The sequence below is a fragment of the Rhizobiales bacterium NRL2 genome, assembly GCA_001664005.1.
Taxonomy (GTDB): domain Bacteria; phylum Pseudomonadota; class Alphaproteobacteria; order Minwuiales; family Minwuiaceae; genus Minwuia.
This window is the reverse complement of the sequence record CP016093.1, coordinates 1,609,692-1,625,434: the sequence shown is the minus strand read 5'-3', so window position 1 is coordinate 1,625,434 and position 15,743 is coordinate 1,609,692. Positions and strand designations below refer to the sequence as shown.

Genomic DNA, 15,743 nt, shown 5'->3' with positions numbered 1-15,743 from the left:
GTCCGAACATGAGCGACGAACGCAACAAGAGCCTCAATCAGGAGGCGCTGCTGTTTCACACCACCGGCCGCCCCGGCAAGATCGAGGTGGTGGCCACCAAGCCGGTGGCGACGCAGCGCGACCTGTCCCTGGCTTACAGCCCCGGCGTCGCCGAGCCCTGCCGCGTGATTCACGCCAATCCCGACATGGCCTACGACTACACCGCCAAGGGCAATCTGGTCGCCGTGATCTCCAACGGCACCGCGGTGCTGGGCCTCGGCGACCTGGGCCCGCTGGGCGCCAAGCCGGTGATGGAAGGCAAGGCGGTGCTGTTCAAGCGCTTCGCCGACGTCGACGGCATCGATGTGGAACTCGATTCCACCGACGTCGACGAGATCATCAACACCATCCGCGTCATCGCGCCGACCTATGGCGGCATCAATCTGGAGGACATCAAGGCGCCGGAGTGCTTCATCATCGAGCAGCGCCTGCGCGAGATCCTGGACATCCCGGTCTTCCACGACGATCAGCACGGCACGGCGATCATCGCCGCCGCGGGCCTGATCAACGCCTGTGAACTGACCGGCCGCCAGCTTTCCGACTGCAAGATGGTGGTGAACGGCGCCGGCGCCGCCTCGATCGCCTGCATCGAACTGGTGAAGGCCATGGGCATCGGCCATGACAATGTCATCATGTGCGACAGCAAGGGCGTCATCTACAAGGGCCGCGAAGACGGCATGAACCAGTGGAAGTCGGCTCACGCCGCCGATACCGACGCCCGGACCCTGGAAGACGCGATGGAAGGCGCCGACGTCTTCTTCGGCCTGTCCGTCGCCGGCGCGGTGACCAAGAAGATGGTCGCTTCCATGGCCGCCAAGCCGATCATCTTCGCCATGGCCAACCCGGATCCCGAGATCACGCCCGAGGATATCCAGGAAATCCGCGATGACGCGATCATCGCCACCGGCCGGTCCGACTATCCGAACCAGGTGAACAACGTCCTGGGCTTTCCCTACATCTTCCGCGGCGCGCTGGATGTCCGCGCCCGGACCATCAACGAGCAGATGAAGATCGCCGCATCCGAGGCGCTGGCCGATCTCGCGCGGGAGGATGTGCCCGACGAGGTCGCCCGCGCCTATCGCGGCACCCAGCTACAGTTCGGTCCCGAGTACATCATCCCCACGCCCTTCGACCCGCGCCTGATCAGCGCCATCCCCCCGGCGGTGGCCGAGGCGGCGATGGCGAGCGGCGTGGCCCGCACCCCGATCGTGGACATGGAGCAGTACACCCACGAACTGAAGGCGCGCCTGGATCCGACGACGGGCATCCTGCAGATGATCCTCAACCAGGTGCGCGCGGCGCCCAAGCGGGTGGTCTTCGCCGAGGGCGAGGAGGAGAAGGTGATCCGCGCCGCGCTGGCCTTCAAGCAGGAGGGCTATGGCGAACCGATCCTGATCGGCTACCCGGAGCGCGTAAAGGCGAGCCTGAAGACCATGGGCCACGATCCGGAGGAGCTGACCATCGTCAGCGCCCGCGACTACGACCGCCGCGACATCTACTACGACTATCTCTACAAGCGCTGGCAGCGCCGCGGCCTGCTCTACCGCGACTGCCAGCGGATGGTGAACACCGACCGCAACATCTTCGGCGCCTGCATGGTCGCCCATGGCGACGCCGACGCCATGGTGACCGGCGTCACGCGGCGCTTCTCGGTGGCCTATGACGACGTCCGCCGCGTGATCGATCCCAAGCCGAGGGCGCGCGTCTTCGGTCTGTCGATCATGCTGGCGCGCGGGCGTACGGTCTTCATCGCCGACACCTCGGTCCATGAACTGCCGAGCTCCGTGGAACTGGCCGACATCGCCAGCCAGGCGGCCGATTTCGCCCGCCGGCTGGGGCACGAACCGCGAGTGGCGATGATCGCCTTCTCGACATTCGGCAACGCGCCGCACCAGGCTTCCGAAAGGATCAACGAGGCGGTGTCGCTGCTGGAGACCCGCGACCTCGATTTCGAGTTCGACGGCGAGATGTCGGTCGACGTGGCGCTCAATCCGGAACTGATGGAGCTCTACCCGTTCTGCCGCCTGTCGGGGCCTGCCAACGTCCTGATCATGCCGGGCCTGCAATCCGCCAACATCGCCTGGAAGCTGCTGCAGTCGCTGGGCGACGCCACCACTGTCGGGCCGCTGCTGATCGGTCTTTCCCAGCCCGTCCAGGTGGTCCCGATCGGTTCGACCGTGTCCGATCTTGTCTCGATCGCTGCACTGGCGGCCTATGACGCGGAGCAGGCGAACCGCTCTCCGCTCTGATCCGGCGGCGCGCGGGCGTGGCGGTATCTGCTTAAGGCTACGTTTACCGAAGTGGACCTAGGCTGGACATGACATGTCTCAGCCAGGCTCAGAGAAGTACGTCAGCAACGGTGCCGAGTGGCCTTCGCCACCTTCGGGCGGCGTGCTTCACCTGGCTTCCCTGCTGCTGCTGGCCTGTTCCGTCGCCGCCGTGACCACGGTTCTCGTGCTGGTCCTCGGCGGCGCGGCGGCCCGCCAGATGGTGATCTTCCTGGCGGTCGCCGCCGGGGGAATGGCCGGCTTCGTCGGCAATCTGATCGTCACAGAGGTCCGTCGACGACAGTTCGCCGGCCGCATCTTCGCCGAACTCCGGCAGCTCTGCGACGGCGTCGCGGTCTACGGTCCCTCGGGGCAGGCCCTCGCCCCGGCCGGCGGCGCGCTGGCCGATCTGCCGGGCGTCGAACACCGGACATGGCTGGCCGGCAATCTCGCCGCCGCGCCGTTCGTGCTGGAGAGCGAGAAGCCCTCGACCGAACCGGATGCGCCCGCGCGTTTCGCGGCTGGCGGGACGGCGCGCGTCGTTCTGAAGGGTCCCGGCGGACTGGTCCTGCGATTGGCCCAGACACGCACCGCACTGGGACCGACGCTGCTTCTGGCGCACGACATCAGCGCCGACCGCGCACGCGAGAAGGCCGTGCAGGAGAGCGAGCGCAAGTTCTCGGAACTCGCCGACGTCGCTTCCGACTGGATATGGGAAACGGATCACGAGCACCGCTTCACCTTCGTCTCCGACCGCTTCGAGAAGCTGACCCGCCTGCCCGTTGGCAAGCTGGTGGAGCGCCGCCTGATCGAGATCGCCGACGTCCGCGCGGCGCCGGTGGACATCCGCGCCCTGCTCAAGCACATGCAGGAGCAGGATTCCTTCTCCGACATCATCATTCCGCTGCGGCTCGCCGGGCCCCATGGTCAGCTCTGGATACGCTTCGCGGGACGTCCCAACATCGATGACGAAGGCCGCTTTCTGGGCTTCCAGGGCGTCGCCGCGGACGTCACCAAGGAATACCACGCCGAAGCAACCGCCGAGGAAGCGCGGCGGACGCTGCGCGACGCCATCGAGAGCGCGTCGGAAGGCCTGGCGATCTACAGCGCAAATGGCGACTTCGTCATGTGCAACCGCAAGCTGGCCAACGACTTCGCGGCGGCCGGGCACCTTCTGCGTTCGGGCGGCACGCTGACCGGCCTGATCACCGAACTGCTGCGCACGCGCCAGCTCAGGGTGCCGGAAATGTCGCCGAAGACCGCGACCGCCTCGGTGATGGCGGAGATCGACAGCGCCCACATGCGCCGCGAGTTCCTGTCGTCGAACAACCGCTGGTTCCGCATCAGCGCCAACCGCAGCGCCGATGACGGGACGGTTCTGGTTTTCACCGACATTTCCGAGGACAAGGCGCACGAGGCCGAACTGGCGGCGAAGATCGATCAGCTCGAGACGGTTCAGACGGAACTGCTGCAGCAGAAGGAGACGCTCTCCAACCTGGCGGAGAACCTTTCCGCGGCCCGCAACGAGGCGGAGGCGGCCAACCGCGCCAAATCCGAGTTCCTCGCCGCGATGAGCCATGAACTGCGCACGCCGCTGAACGCCGTCATCGGCTTCTCCGAGGTGATGCAGTCCGAAAGCTTCGGCCCCCTGGGCAGCGTCCGCTACCGCGAATACGCCGGCGACATCCTGGAATCCGGCCGCCACCTGCTGACGCTGATCAACAATATCCTGGATCTCTCCAAGGCGGAGGCGGGCCGGCTGGAGCTCTACCCCCAGGCGGTCATGGTCCGCGACATCATCGACGCCAGCGTCAGGATCGCCTGCCCGCGCAGCATGAAGACCGAACTGGCGGTGCTGATCAATCCGGACGCCACCGAGATCATCGCCGACGCCCAGAAGCTGAAACAGATACTGATCAACCTGATCTCCAACGCCGCCAAGTTCACGCCCGACGATGGTTCGATCCGGATCAGCGCCGTCCGCCGCGGCGGCCTGACCGAGATTTCGGTGGCCGACACCGGCATCGGCATGAAGCCCGAAGACATCCCCGGGGCGCTGACCGCCTTCCGCCAGATCGACAGCTCCCTGGGCCGGAAATACGAAGGCACCGGACTCGGTCTGCCGCTGGCGCGCCGCTTCGCGGAACTGCATGGCGGCAGCCTGGAGATCGACAGCACCCTCGGCGAAGGCACCACGGTCGTCGTCCGCATCCCCGATCACGTCGCCCGCGCCGCGGTCGCCTGACGCCGCGTCGGCCCCCTGCGTCAACGGACGGGGCGGCATGTGCCAAAGCGTGCTGACACCTCCCCACGCGGCCCCTAGGATGCCCCAAAAGAAGAATATGCGATCCAAGGGGAGGACTGCGCCATGAGCATCACGCCGATTTCCGCCGATTCTCACATCACCGAGCCGCCGGACTGCTATTCCGCGCGCATCGACAAGGCCTGGCGGGACAAGGCGCCGCATATCGTCAAGGATCCGAAGTTCGGCGAGGTCTTCGTCATTCCCGGCTTCGACAAGCCGATCCCGATGGGGCTCGTGGCCGCCGCGGGGCGGGATCCGAAGGATCTCAACTTCAACACCCAGAACTACGGCGACCTGCATCCGGGTGGGTACGATCCCAAGGCGCGGCTGGCCGACCAGGACCGCGACGGGGTCTACGGCGAGATCATCTACCCTTCGGTCGGCATGATGCTCTGCAATCACCCCGACTTCGACTACAAGAAGGCCTGCTTCGACGCCTACAACATCTGGCTGCAGGAGTATTGCGACTTCGCCCCCGGCCGGCTGTTCGGCATGCCGCAGATCGCGATGCGCACCGTGGACGAAGGCATCGCCGACCTGAGGGACCTGAAGGGGCGCGGCTTCCGCGGCATCATGATGCCGGGCGAGCCGGCGGTCGCCGATTATGACGACCCCATCTACGACCCGTTCTACGAGGCCGCGGTCGACCTGAAGATGCCGCTGTCGTTCCACATCCTGACGTCGAGCAACGCCGCCGCCGGCCGCACGCGGGGGCCACGGATCAACTCATTCCAGTCGATCATCCGCGGCAACCAGGACATTCTGGGCACCTTCATCTTCGGCGGCGTCTTCGACCGGCATCCGGACCTGAAGATCGTCTGCGTCGAAGCCGATGCCGGCTGGGCGCCCCACTGGATGTACCGCGCCGACCACGCCTACAAGCGCCACCGCTACTGGATGAAGTGCGACGAGCTGCAGCGCCTGCCGTCCGAGTATTTCCTGGAGCACATCTACCTGACGTTCCAGGACGACTGGTCGGCCTTCCAGATGAAGGATCTGCTGAACGTCGACCGCCTGATGTGGGCCAACGACTTCCCCCATTCGGACGCCACCTGGCCCTGGTCGCAGGAGATACTGGCGGAGCAGACCGTCAATCTGTCCGATCACGAAAAGCAACGCATCCTGCGCGACAACGTGCGGGAACTCTACGACCTGCCGATCCAGTAGGAGGCGGAAGATGCTCGATCTCAAGATCACCAACGGAACCATCGTCGACGGCACCGGCGCCAAGGGCTGGAAGGGCGATATCGGCGTCAAGGACGGCCGGATCGTCGCCATGGGCAAGGTCGACGGCGACGCCGAGCGCACCATCGACGCGAAGGGCCATGTCGTCGCGCCGGGCTTCGTCGACATCCACACCCACTACGACGCGCAGGTGGTCTGGGACCGGATGCTGTCGATCTCGCCCTGGCACGGCGTCACCACGGCCGTGATGGGCAATTGCGGCTTCGCCGTTGCGCCGACGCGGCGCGAGCACCGCGACCTGATCATGCGCACGCTGGAGAACGTCGAGGGCATGAGCGTGGCCGCGCTGACAAGCGGTCTGGGCGACTGGGGCTTCGAGAGCTTTCCGGAGTATCTTGATGCGCTGGAGAAGCTGGGCACGGCCATCAACATCAGCGTCTTCTGCGGCCACACGCCGCTCCGGCTCTACGTCATGGGCGAGGAAGCGACGGAACGCGAAGCCAACGCCGACGAACTGGCCGAAATGAAGCGCCTCGTCGAGGAGGCGTTGGACGCCGGCGCCATCGGCTTCGCCACTTCCAAGGCCGTGACCCATACGGGCTATGCCGGCCGGCCGGTGCCGAGCCGCCTCGCCTCCATGCATGAGATCGAGACCCTGGCCGGCGTGCTGGGCGAAAAGGACAAGGGCATTCTGCAGGCCACCATCGGCCGTGAGCTGTTCATCCCGGAATTCGAGCGGATTGCGCGCCAGACGGGCCGCCCCGTGACCTGGACCGCCATGCTGGCGGGTACGCAACTCGCCGACGGCACGGCGGAAGAGCATCTCGAGCGCACCCGGGAGCTGAAGAAACAGGGCCTCGACATCGTGCCCCAGGTCACGCCGCGGGCCCTGATGTTCGAGATCCAGATGAAGGCGCCCTTCATCTTCGAGCCTGTCTCGGTCTTCAAGCCGGTGCGCGGCGCCAGCTTCGACGAGAAGAAGCGCCTCTACGCCGATGCCGACTTCCGCGACGCGTTCCGCCACAAGCTGTCGGGCAATATCCGTCCCGGCTTCCAGCGCAGCTTCGACATGACCATCATCGCCGACGTCCCGGGCCATCCCGAGCTGGCGGAGATGACCCTGGCGGATGCCGCCGCCCAGGCCGGCAAGCATCCGACCGATTTCATGCTCGACATCTCGCTGGCGACCGACCTGGAGGCGCGCTTCCGCATGCCGGTGGCGAACCATTTCGAGGACGAGGTCGAGCCGCTGCTGAAGGACGGCAACACGGTGATCGGCCTCTCCGACGCCGGGGCGCACGCCAGCCAGCTCTGCGACGCCTGCCTGCCGACGCACCTGCTCGGCCGCTGGGTGCGGGAGAAGAAGGTCTTCTCCATCGAGGAAGCCGTGCGCATGCTGACCAGCCGCCCGGCCGAGGTCTTCGGCATCACCGACCGGGGCACACTGGCCGAAGGCCGGCCCGCGGACATCGTGATCTTCGATCCCGAGACCGTGGGCTGCGGACCCGTCCAGCGTGTCTGGGATTTCCCGGCCGGCGCCGACCGGCTGATCTCGGAGGCCGACGGCATCGACGCCGTGATTGTCAACGGCACCCTAATCCGGCAGGACAATGCCGACGCCGTGGACCCGAACGGTCCCCTTCCTGGAAACCTGCTGCGTGGTGGACATGCCTGACACGACGAACCCCGACAACAAGCCGGCGCCGAAGGACTGGACGCCGGAACTCGACGAACTCCATCTCCGCGAGGAGATGACCGGCGGCATGGGCGGTCCCGACAAGGTGGCCCGCCAGCACGCCGGCGGCCGGCTGACGGTCCGGGAGCGCATCGGGAAACTGCTCGACCCCGGCAGCTTCCGGGAGATCGGCCGCCTGACGGGCGTCGGCCAGTACGACGAGAACGGCCGTCTGGTGCATCTGCTGCCCAACAACTCGGTCATGGGCCGCGGCCAGGTGAACGGCCGTCCCGTCGTGATCTCGGGCGACGACTTCACCGTGCGCGGTGGTTCGGCCGACGCGACCAACAAGTCGAAGGCGCTCTATCCGGAAGAGATGGCGCGCGACCTGCGCATCCCGATCATCCGCCTGATCGAGGGTTCGGGCGGCGGCGGCTCGGTGAAAACCATCGAGACCAAGGGCCACGCCAACCTGCCCGGCGGCCAGGGCCAGTCCTTCGGCTCCGAGCAGCTCATGATCAACATGGGCGAGATCCCGACCGTCGGCCTGGGTCTCGGCTCGGTCGCGGGGCTGGGCGCCGCTCGGCTGGCCGCGACCCATTTCTCGGTCATGGTCAAGGAGCAGTCGGCCATGTTCGTCGCCGGTCCCCCGGTGGTGAAGGGTATCGGCGAGGACCTGACCAAGCAGGAGCTCGGCGGCTGGCAGATCCAGCTCCCGGCGGGCGGCGTCGACAACGCGGCCGACGACGAGGAGGACGCCTTCGAGCAGGCCCGGCAGTTCCTGTCCTACATGCCGAACTCCATTGACGAGCTGCCACCCAGGACCGAATGCGCCGATCCGGTCGACCGCCGCGAGGAGAAGCTGTTCTCCCTCGTGCCGCGCGACATCCGCAAGGTCTACAAGATGCGGAAGATCATCGAGCTGGTGGCGGATCAGAACAGCTTCTTCGAGATCGCGCCGCTGTTCGGCCGCTCCGTGATCGCCGGACTGGCCCGTTTCGACGGCTGGCCGGTCGTCCTGCTGGCTTCCGACCCGTTCCATTACGGCGGCGTCTGGACCTCCGACGCCTGCCAGAAGGTCATACGCATGGTGGACCTGGCGGAGACCTTCCACCTGCCGGTGGTCTATCTCTGCGATTGTCCCGGTTTCCAGGTCGGCCTGGAGGCCGAGCGCAACGCCACCATCCGCCTCGGCGTCCGCGCCATGGCGGCCATCGAACAGACGACCACGCCCTGGTGCTCGGTGATCGTCCGCAGCGCCTTCGGCGTCGCCGGCGGTGCGCATGCGCCCTCCAGCCGCTTCCACTACCGCTTCGCCTGGCTGTCGGCCCGGTGGGGTTCGCTGCCGCTGTCCGGCGGCATCGAGGCGGCCTACCGCGCCGAGCTGGACGCGGCCGAGGACGAGGACGCCAAGCTGGCCGAGATCAACGAACGGCTGGAAAAGCTGCGCAGCCCCTTCCGGACCGCGGAGACCTTCGCCATCGAGGAAATGGTCGATCCCCGCGAGACGCGGCCGCTGCTCTGCGAGTTCACCAACATGGTCGCGCCGACCCTCCGGCCGGGCCGGGCTAGGATGTGGATGCGACCGTGAGGACGGTCGGCTGATGCCCTCGGACCTGATCCGAGGGCCTGTGGGCGTGGCGTTTCCGGTTCACGGATCCTCGGGTCGAGCCCGAGGAATCCGGTGCCGCTTCACCGCCTACCGCGTCAGCGCCGTCTCGCCCGCGATGACGGTCTGGCCGCGGCGGACCGCGATTTCGACGCCGGGCTCCAGATAGACCTTCACCTGACCCAACGGGCCCATCGCGCCCAGGCTGTCGCCGGCGGCGCCCACGCGACCGGTGCGCAGGCGCGTCAGCATGGACCACTGCGCCGGCGCCAGCAGCAACCCGACATCCGCCTGCCCCTCGTTGGAGATGATGCAGCCGAACTCGCCCGCGCGGCGGACTGACCCGTCCGCCGGCTGGCGCAGCGCCGCCGAATCCAGCGGGCCCCTCGCCACGGTCACGCAAAGCCGGGCATCCTCGCCAAATCCCATGGACGCCGGCGGGGCCGCGCGCTCCACCGCCGTCACCCGCCCGTCCACGGGCGCGAGCACCGCCGCTGGACTGTCTGGCGCAGCGCGCACCGGATCGCGCCCCATGGCGAGCGCGCCGGCCAGCAACACGGCCAGCAGGAAACCCAGTCCCGGGGCGGCGAAGACCAGCACCAGCACCGCACCGGCAAGTGCGGCGACCGGACCGCGCCAGTCGCGCCGAAGTCTTGGCCAGAGGTCGAGAATGTCCATCGCGCCGCTCCTTCAAGACTGGCAAGGCCGCCAGTATAACCTGTCCGGGCAACCGACCGGGACGCTGACAGCGGCGGCGCCGCATGGCAAGCTTGTCCCGATCAGGTCCGATGGGGAGACCACCATGGCGCATGACGGCCACCACCACGACGACGACCATACCGATCCGCCGCACGATCTGGCGCTGCGCACGAAGGCGCTGGAATCGCTGCTGGTCGAGAAGGGACTTGTCGACCCGCAGGCGCTCGAGGAAATCATCGAGCGCTACGAGCACCGCGTCGGACCGCGCAATGGCGCGAAGGTCGTCGCCCGCGCCTGGACCGATCCGGCCTTCGCCGACGCCCTGCGGGACGACGCCACGGCGGCGATTTCCTCGATGGGTTTCACCGGCCGCCAGGGCGAACACATGGTCGCCGTCTGGAACGGCCCCAAGCGCCACAACCTCGTCGTCTGCACGCTCTGCTCCTGCTATCCGTGGCCGGTGCTCGGCCTGCCGCCGGCCTGGTACAAGTCATCGCCCTACCGCAGCCGCGCCGTGATCGATCCGCGCGGCGTGCTGGCCGAGTTCGGAACGGAACTGGCCGACGACGTCGAGATCGACGTCTGGGATTCCACTTCGGAAGTCCGCTATCTCGTCATCCCCGAGCGGCCCGCCGGCGCCGAGGGCTGGGGGACGGACGAACTTGAGAAACTGGTCACGCGGAACTCCATGATCGGCGTCGAGAAGGCGCGAAGCCCAGAGGCGGGGCGATGAACGGCGTCCATGACATGGGCGGGATGCAGGGCTTCGGGCCCATCGCGCCGGAGCCGGAGGCGGAGGAGCCCCTGTTTCACGAGCCCTGGGAGCGGCGCGTCTTCGCCCTGACGCTTGCCGCCGGTTTCCTGGGCGAGTGGTCCATCGACGAGGCCCGTCACGCCCGCGAGCGCATGAACCCCGCCGACTACCTCCGCGCCGGCTATTACGAGAAATGGCTCGACGCCGTCGGCCGGCAGATGGTCGAGAAGGGCCTGATCACCGAAGCGGAACTGACCAGCGGCCGCCCGGAGCGGAAGGTTGCGCGGGACGAGTACCGCCTCCTGAAGGCCGGCACGGTGGACCGGGTCTTCGACAAGGGCGGCCCCGCGTCGCTGGACGCCGGGCGGCCCGCCGCCTTCGCCATTGGCGACAGGGTCCGGGCGCTGAACATCAACCCGGCGGGCCACACCCGCTCACCGCGATACGTCCGCGGCCATGTCGGCGAGGTCGTGCTGCACCATGGCGGCCATGTCTTCGCCGACGCCAACGCGCATGGCGAGCGCCGGGGCGAGCATCTCTACACCGTCCGCTTCGACGCGAAGGAAATCTGGGGTCCGGACGCCTTCGGCGGCGCGGTCATGGTGGACCTCTGGGAACCGCACCTGGAGACGGCATGAGCGCGCCCGCGGACCTGCCCGGCCTGCCGCGCGACGCCGACGGCCCCGTCTTCGCCGAACCCTGGGAGGCGGAAGCCTTCGCGCTCACCGTGCGGCTGCACGAGCAGGGTCATTTCACCTGGGCGGAGTGGGCGGCGACGCTGTCGGCGGAGATCGACCGCGCCAGGACTGCCGGCGACGCCGACCGGGGCGACACCTATTACCGGCACTGGCTGGCGGCGCTGGAGCGGCTCTGCGCCGAAAAGGGACTCGCCGGCGCAGCGCAACTGGACGAACGCAGGGACGCCTGGCGGCAGGCCTATCTCGCCACGCCTCACGGGCGGCCGGTCGAGCTGAAACGCGGCTGACCTAGCCCGCGCCGCGCATGGCGCGCGTGACCAGCACGTCGATCACCTGCCCTTCGCCCAGCACCTCGTTGGCCTGCTTGACCAGGCGGTTCTTCACCGATTCGAAGTCGATGCGGCCCGAGCCGTCCTTGTCGGTCACCGAGCGGCCGTAGAACTCCCGCAGGAAGGCGTCATGCAATCGCGGTTTCAGCGTCATGGCCTCATCGCGTGCGGTGCTGCTCGCCATCTCCATGGTCACGTTCAGGAAGATGTAGTGGCGGATTCGGTTCGCGCGGATGATCGGCGCCGTCAGACCCTCCATGCGCAGGTAGATGGGCTCCGACGGCGGCGTGATGGCCGCCGTCTCCGCCTGGGCGGGCGACTCGCCGCCCGACATCATCATGAAGGCCGCACCGCCGCCGCCGGCCAGCAGCAGGCCGAGCGCACCGAAAATGATCAGTTTCTTCATCGTTTCCGCCCGAGATCCGGCTGTTTCAGGTTCATCGGAAAAGTGTAGCCCGGAAGCCGTTAACAGCTGCTGAACCGGCCTGCGTTAATCGATCCTTAAGCGCTCGCCGCGCCCAATGACAGGTGGAGAACTCCCTCCCGGAAAAGGGCCATGGTCGGCATATTCGGCGGAAACGACAGTCAGACGCGGACAATCACGCTGTTCTCGATCGACAGCTCGCTGCTGCAGGGCGCGTTCAACGCCAAGCTGGCGCAGAACGCGGTCGCTCGCGGCGTCGCGCCGACCGCCGCCGGCAGCCGCGGCCCGGACGTCATCGCCCCGTGGGACAAGCCGGCGGGCCTGCTCGATCTGCCGGACGAACTGGGCGAGCACCTGTCGCGGAACAACCTTTTCGCAGGCACCGGGGAGGGCCTGCGCTCCGACCTGACCAAGACCCAGGAGAACCTCTTCCGGATGTGGAAGGGGATGAAGAAGATGCAGGCCCTGGCGGCCTTCGCCGCAGAGGACAAGCGCGCCGACCTGGTGCGCGGCCAGCTCCAGAAGCAGTTCGAGCGCTACGAGAGCGAGATCTTCGATTTCGTCGCCAAGTCCCAGCTGTCGGGCGTGAAGCTCATCGCCGGGCCGCTCGAGACGAAGGCCGAGACGGACGCGCGCATCCCCCGCTCGTCCTCGGAGTACGAGGGTCGGCGGCTGATGAGCAGCGTCGGCGACGCGGTTCCGGGTCTGGATTCGAATACGCGCTTCAACATCAACGTCACCAAGAGCGACGGCTCCGTCTTCGACATCGCCATCGACCTGGCGGACATCGGCGCCTCGAAGACGCTCGGCAACATCTCCGAGCACATCAATACGCAACTGGAAGCCGCCGGGGTGACGACGCGGTTCTTCACCTATGGCGATGGGGAAGGAAAATTCGGCCTGAAGGTCACGCGCTCCATCCTGGAGGAGGTCGTGCTGACCCCGGTCGACGGCGACGCGGCGGTCTATGTTGCGGGCACCTCCGGCAATGGCGAGTTCGCCAAGGGCAGCGTGCGCAAGTTCACCGAGCTCGACGGTGCGATGACCCAGGCCTTCGACGCCAAGACCGAGGTCGAGGACGGTGTCTCCCAGATCGCCGCGTCCGCTCTCGGTCCCAATGGCGAGCTGTTCGTGCTGGGCACCACCTCCGGCGACATCGGCGGGCAGGTCGTCGGCGGCGAGAAGGACGTTTTCCTGACCCGCTACGACGCCGCCGGCAACGAGGTCTGGCGGCGGCTCGTCGGCTCGACCGACACCGCCGAAGGCTATGGCCTGGCCGTCTCCGACGATGGCTCGGTCGCCATTTCAGGCCGCGCCAACAAGCCCCTGACCGAAGCCTCCCCCGACAACGGCATCAACAGCTTCGTGACCCTCTACGACTCGGGCGGCGAAGCGCAGTGGACCCGCCACACGGGCCCGCAGGCGGTCGACGCGGCCTTCGCGGTCGACTTCGACGCCGACGGCAATGTCGTCGTGGCGGGCGCCAGCGCCGGCGCCCTTTCCGGCCAGACCCACCAGGGCGGGCAGGACGCCTATGTCCAGCGGCTTTCGGCCGGCAACGGCGCGGTGCTCGACCAGATCCAGTTCGGCGATGCCGGCAGCGAGACGGCCAGCGCGGTCCGGGTGGCGAACGGCCTCGCCTATGTCGCGGTCAACGACGACGGCCAGGGCGTCGTCAACGTCTATGACGTCAATGACCTCGCCGCCGGGCCGACGCGAACCATCACTGTCGGCGGAGCCGGCGAGACCACCCGCATCTCCGCCATCGAAGTCGACGGGGCCGGCAAGATCTTCGTCGCCGGCGACACCACGGACAGCACTTTCACCGGTGCGGGGACCGACGGCCGCCTGACCCATTCGGGCGGCGCCGACGGCTTCGTGGCCCGGCTCGACGAAGCCAGCGGGAGCATGGATTTCGGCGCCTATCTGGGCACTGCCGAGGCCGACCGTATCCGCGGTCTCGCCATTGCATCCACCGGCGAGATCTACGTCACCGGCGAGACGGAAGGCGATCTGGACGGCAACAACCTGGTCGGCAGCCGCGACGGCTTCATCAGCCGCATGGACGCCAATGGCGCGCCGCAGACCACGAAGACCTACTCCGGCATCAACGGCCGCGTGGATTCCAACGCCATCGTGATCGACGAGAAAGGCGATTCCGCCCTGACCCGCCTCGGCCTCGGGCACGGCAATATCGGCGATATCGGTTCGCTGACCGTGACCTCGACCAGCGCGGTCAGGCCGGGCATGTCCTTCTCCATGGCGGTCGACGACGGTCCGCTGCGCCGTATCGATATCGAGGCCGACGATTCGATCCGCTGGGTCGCCTTTCAGATGAACCGCGTGCTCGGCCGCGACGGCCTGGTCGAGGTCAAGCGCGAGGGCGACCACGAATATCTCAGGGTCAATGCGCGGAGCGACTCCAAGATCTCGCTGCGCGGCGGTTCGGAGGGATTCGACGCCCTGCCGGGCCTCGGCCTGAAGGAAACCGACATCTTCGGGCCGAAGATGAAGGAACGCGACGACGTCTTCGCCCTCGGCTTCGGCAAGTTCGTCAACTTGCTGGACTTCGAGGCAGCTGCGGACGCACGCGACCATATGGGCTTCGCCCTGAAACAGATCGAGAAGGCGTTCGACAGCCTGACCGCAAGCAACGAGGACCCGCTGGCCAAGCGTCGACGCGAGGCCCTGCTGGAGCGGCCGCCGGCGCAAATCCAGAAGCAGATCGCGAACTTCCAGGCCGCCCTGGCGCGCCTCAGCGGGTGAAGATGGCCATCAGTGCCGAGATCGTGAACAGCGACAGACCGGTGCCGAGCAGGATCGCCGAGGCCGAACGCTGGGTGTAGATGCCGTAATATCGCGCCAGCAGGAAGACGTTCACCCCCGCCGGCATGCCGGCGTTGATCGTCGCCACGGCGACCCAGAGCGGGTCGTTCTGGAAGACGATGGCGGTGAAGAACCATACCAGCAGCGGCAGCGCCGCCAGCTTCAGCGCCACCAGGGTCAGGCTCTCCTTCAGGTCGCCGGCGAGGGAGAACTGCGTCAGCGATGCGCCGAGGGCGCAGAGCGCGGCCGGCGTCGCCGCCGCGGAGAGCATGTCGATCAGCCGGTCGAGGACCGACGGCAGGGTCCAGCCGGTGAAGCCGAAGGCGATGCCGGCGACCATGCCCAGGATGACCGGATGGACCGCCAGGCTGCGGAACGCGTTGAGCAGGATGCGGCCCGGATTTACCTCGCCTTCGCCGCGCAGCGCCTCGACCAGCAGCGTCGCCAGCGGGATCAGGATCATCGGGTGGAAGGTGACGATCATCAGCAGCGGCAGCATCCCCGCCTCGCCGAAGGCGGTGTAGATCAGCGGAATGCCCATCAGCACGGTGTTCGAGAAGACCGCCGACATGCCCGCCAGACCGAGTTCCGGCTTGTCGTTGGCGAAGACGAAGCGGCCCATGGCCATGGTCAGCGCGAACAGCGTCAGCACGGCGGCGAAATAGCCCAGCACGATCGACCATTCGATCCCCTGCTCGGGCAGGCCGCGGCCGAACAGCCGGAACAGCAGCGCCGGAATGGCCGCGTAGAAGACGAAATTGGTCAGCGCCTTGATGCCGGCCTCTCCCGCCAGCAACGGCGAACGGCCCAGCGCGTAGCCGATCGCGATCAGCGCGAAGACCGGCAGGACGATCTCGATGACGGCGCCCATGCGGCCCCTCCCCTCATGCGTCTCCGCGTTATAGCGCGCGCGGCGGCGCTGTCATTCGCTTG

General features: G+C 67.5%; 12 protein-coding genes. 9 read left to right on the top strand and 3 right to left on the bottom strand.

The window, feature by feature from the left end; translation table 11 throughout:
• Nucleotides 1–8: 8 nt before the first annotated feature.
• From TEF_07535 to TEF_07515, 5 genes are all read left to right on the top strand, one after another.
• Nucleotides 9–2,288: a malic enzyme gene (locus TEF_07535; GenBank protein ANK80666.1), complete on the top strand. Its 2,280-nt coding sequence runs from the start codon at nt 9–11 to the stop codon at nt 2,286–2,288.
• A 142-nt stretch (nt 2,289–2,430) separates the two neighbouring features.
• The gene (locus tag TEF_07530) at nt 2,431–4,551 is read left to right on the top strand and encodes a hypothetical protein (protein ANK80665.1); all 2,121 of its coding nucleotides are present in this window, start codon (nt 2,431–2,433) and stop codon (nt 4,549–4,551) included.
• A 123-nt stretch (nt 4,552–4,674) separates the two neighbouring features.
• Nucleotides 4,675–5,778 carry an amidohydrolase gene (locus tag TEF_07525; GenBank protein ID ANK80664.1) on the top strand — a complete coding sequence of 368 codons (1,104 nt, stop codon included), beginning with the start codon at nt 4,675–4,677 and terminating at the stop codon, nt 5,776–5,778.
• A gap of 10 nt (nt 5,779–5,788) precedes the next feature.
• Nucleotides 5,789–7,471: a hypothetical protein gene (locus tag TEF_07520; GenBank protein ANK80663.1), complete on the top strand. Its 1,683-nt coding sequence runs from the start codon at nt 5,789–5,791 to the stop codon at nt 7,469–7,471.
• A complete protein-coding gene (locus tag TEF_07515; GenBank protein ID ANK83340.1) occupies nt 7,464–9,062 on the top strand; it encodes a methylmalonyl-CoA carboxyltransferase in 1,599 nt (532 codons plus the stop codon). Before TEF_07520 ends, TEF_07515 begins: the two co-directional genes overlap by 8 nt.
• Before the next feature lie 108 nt (nt 9,063–9,170).
• Here TEF_07515 and TEF_07510 read toward each other — a convergent pair whose 3' ends face one another.
• On the bottom strand, nt 9,171–9,758 hold the full coding sequence (locus TEF_07510) for a hypothetical protein (GenBank protein ANK80662.1): 588 nt from the start codon (nt 9,756–9,758) through the stop codon (nt 9,171–9,173).
• Nucleotides 9,759–9,882: 124 nt separating this feature from the next.
• On the opposite strand from TEF_07510, the gene TEF_07505 reads away from it, so the two are divergent.
• The 3 genes from TEF_07505 to TEF_07495 are packed head-to-tail and all read left to right on the top strand — an operon-like array spanning nt 9,883 to nt 11,518.
• A complete protein-coding gene (locus TEF_07505; protein ANK80661.1) occupies nt 9,883–10,512 on the top strand; it encodes a nitrile hydratase subunit alpha in 630 nt (209 codons plus the stop codon).
• The gene (locus tag TEF_07500; GenBank protein ID ANK80660.1) at nt 10,509–11,171 is read left to right on the top strand and encodes a nitrile hydratase subunit beta; all 663 of its coding nucleotides are present in this window, start codon (nt 10,509–10,511) and stop codon (nt 11,169–11,171) included. Before TEF_07505 ends, TEF_07500 begins: the two co-directional genes overlap by 4 nt.
• Nucleotides 11,168–11,518, top strand: a complete 351-nt coding sequence (locus tag TEF_07495; GenBank protein ID ANK80659.1) for a nitrile hydratase accessory protein — start codon at nt 11,168–11,170, stop codon at nt 11,516–11,518. The genes TEF_07500 and TEF_07495 overlap by 4 nt, the downstream gene beginning before the upstream one ends.
• Nucleotide 11,519: 1 nt before the next feature.
• Here TEF_07495 and TEF_07490 read toward each other — a convergent pair whose 3' ends face one another.
• Entirely contained in the window at nt 11,520–11,966 is a 447-nt protein-coding gene (locus TEF_07490; GenBank protein ID ANK80658.1) for a hypothetical protein, read from the bottom strand.
• A 150-nt stretch (nt 11,967–12,116) separates the two neighbouring features.
• Here TEF_07490 and TEF_07485 point away from each other — a divergent pair, with 150 nt between their 5' ends.
• Nucleotides 12,117–14,750 (top strand): hypothetical protein, encoded by a 2,634-nt coding sequence (locus TEF_07485; protein ID ANK80657.1) that lies wholly within the window; start codon nt 12,117–12,119, stop codon nt 14,748–14,750.
• On the opposite strand, the gene TEF_07480 is transcribed toward TEF_07485, so the two are convergent.
• Nucleotides 14,740–15,681, bottom strand: a complete 942-nt coding sequence (locus tag TEF_07480; protein ANK80656.1) for a hypothetical protein — start codon at nt 15,679–15,681, stop codon at nt 14,740–14,742. The genes TEF_07485 and TEF_07480 overlap by 11 nt on opposite strands.
• Nucleotides 15,682–15,743: the final 62 nt, after the last annotated feature.

Excerpts from the sequence above, each read along its gene's own strand:
- TEF_07520 (ANK80663.1), top strand. The coding sequence starts at position 5,789 with ATGCTCGATCTCAAGATCACCAACGGAACCATCGTCGACGGCACCGGC.
- TEF_07490 (ANK80658.1), bottom strand. The coding sequence starts at position 11,966 with ATGAAGAAACTGATCATTTTCGGTGCGCTCGGCCTGCTGCTGGCCGGC.
- TEF_07495 (ANK80659.1), top strand. The coding sequence starts at position 11,168 with ATGAGCGCGCCCGCGGACCTGCCCGGCCTGCCGCGCGACGCCGACGGC.
- TEF_07485 (ANK80657.1), top strand. The coding sequence starts at position 12,117 with ATGGTCGGCATATTCGGCGGAAACGACAGTCAGACGCGGACAATCACG.
- TEF_07510 (ANK80662.1), bottom strand. The coding sequence starts at position 9,758 with ATGGACATTCTCGACCTCTGGCCAAGACTTCGGCGCGACTGGCGCGGT.
- TEF_07480 (ANK80656.1), bottom strand. The coding sequence starts at position 15,681 with ATGGGCGCCGTCATCGAGATCGTCCTGCCGGTCTTCGCGCTGATCGCG.
- TEF_07535 (ANK80666.1), top strand. The coding sequence starts at position 9 with ATGAGCGACGAACGCAACAAGAGCCTCAATCAGGAGGCGCTGCTGTTT.
- TEF_07525 (ANK80664.1), top strand. The coding sequence starts at position 4,675 with ATGAGCATCACGCCGATTTCCGCCGATTCTCACATCACCGAGCCGCCG.
- TEF_07505 (ANK80661.1), top strand. The coding sequence starts at position 9,883 with ATGGCGCATGACGGCCACCACCACGACGACGACCATACCGATCCGCCG.
- TEF_07515 (ANK83340.1), top strand. The coding sequence starts at position 7,464 with ATGCCTGACACGACGAACCCCGACAACAAGCCGGCGCCGAAGGACTGG.
- TEF_07500 (ANK80660.1), top strand. The coding sequence starts at position 10,509 with ATGAACGGCGTCCATGACATGGGCGGGATGCAGGGCTTCGGGCCCATC.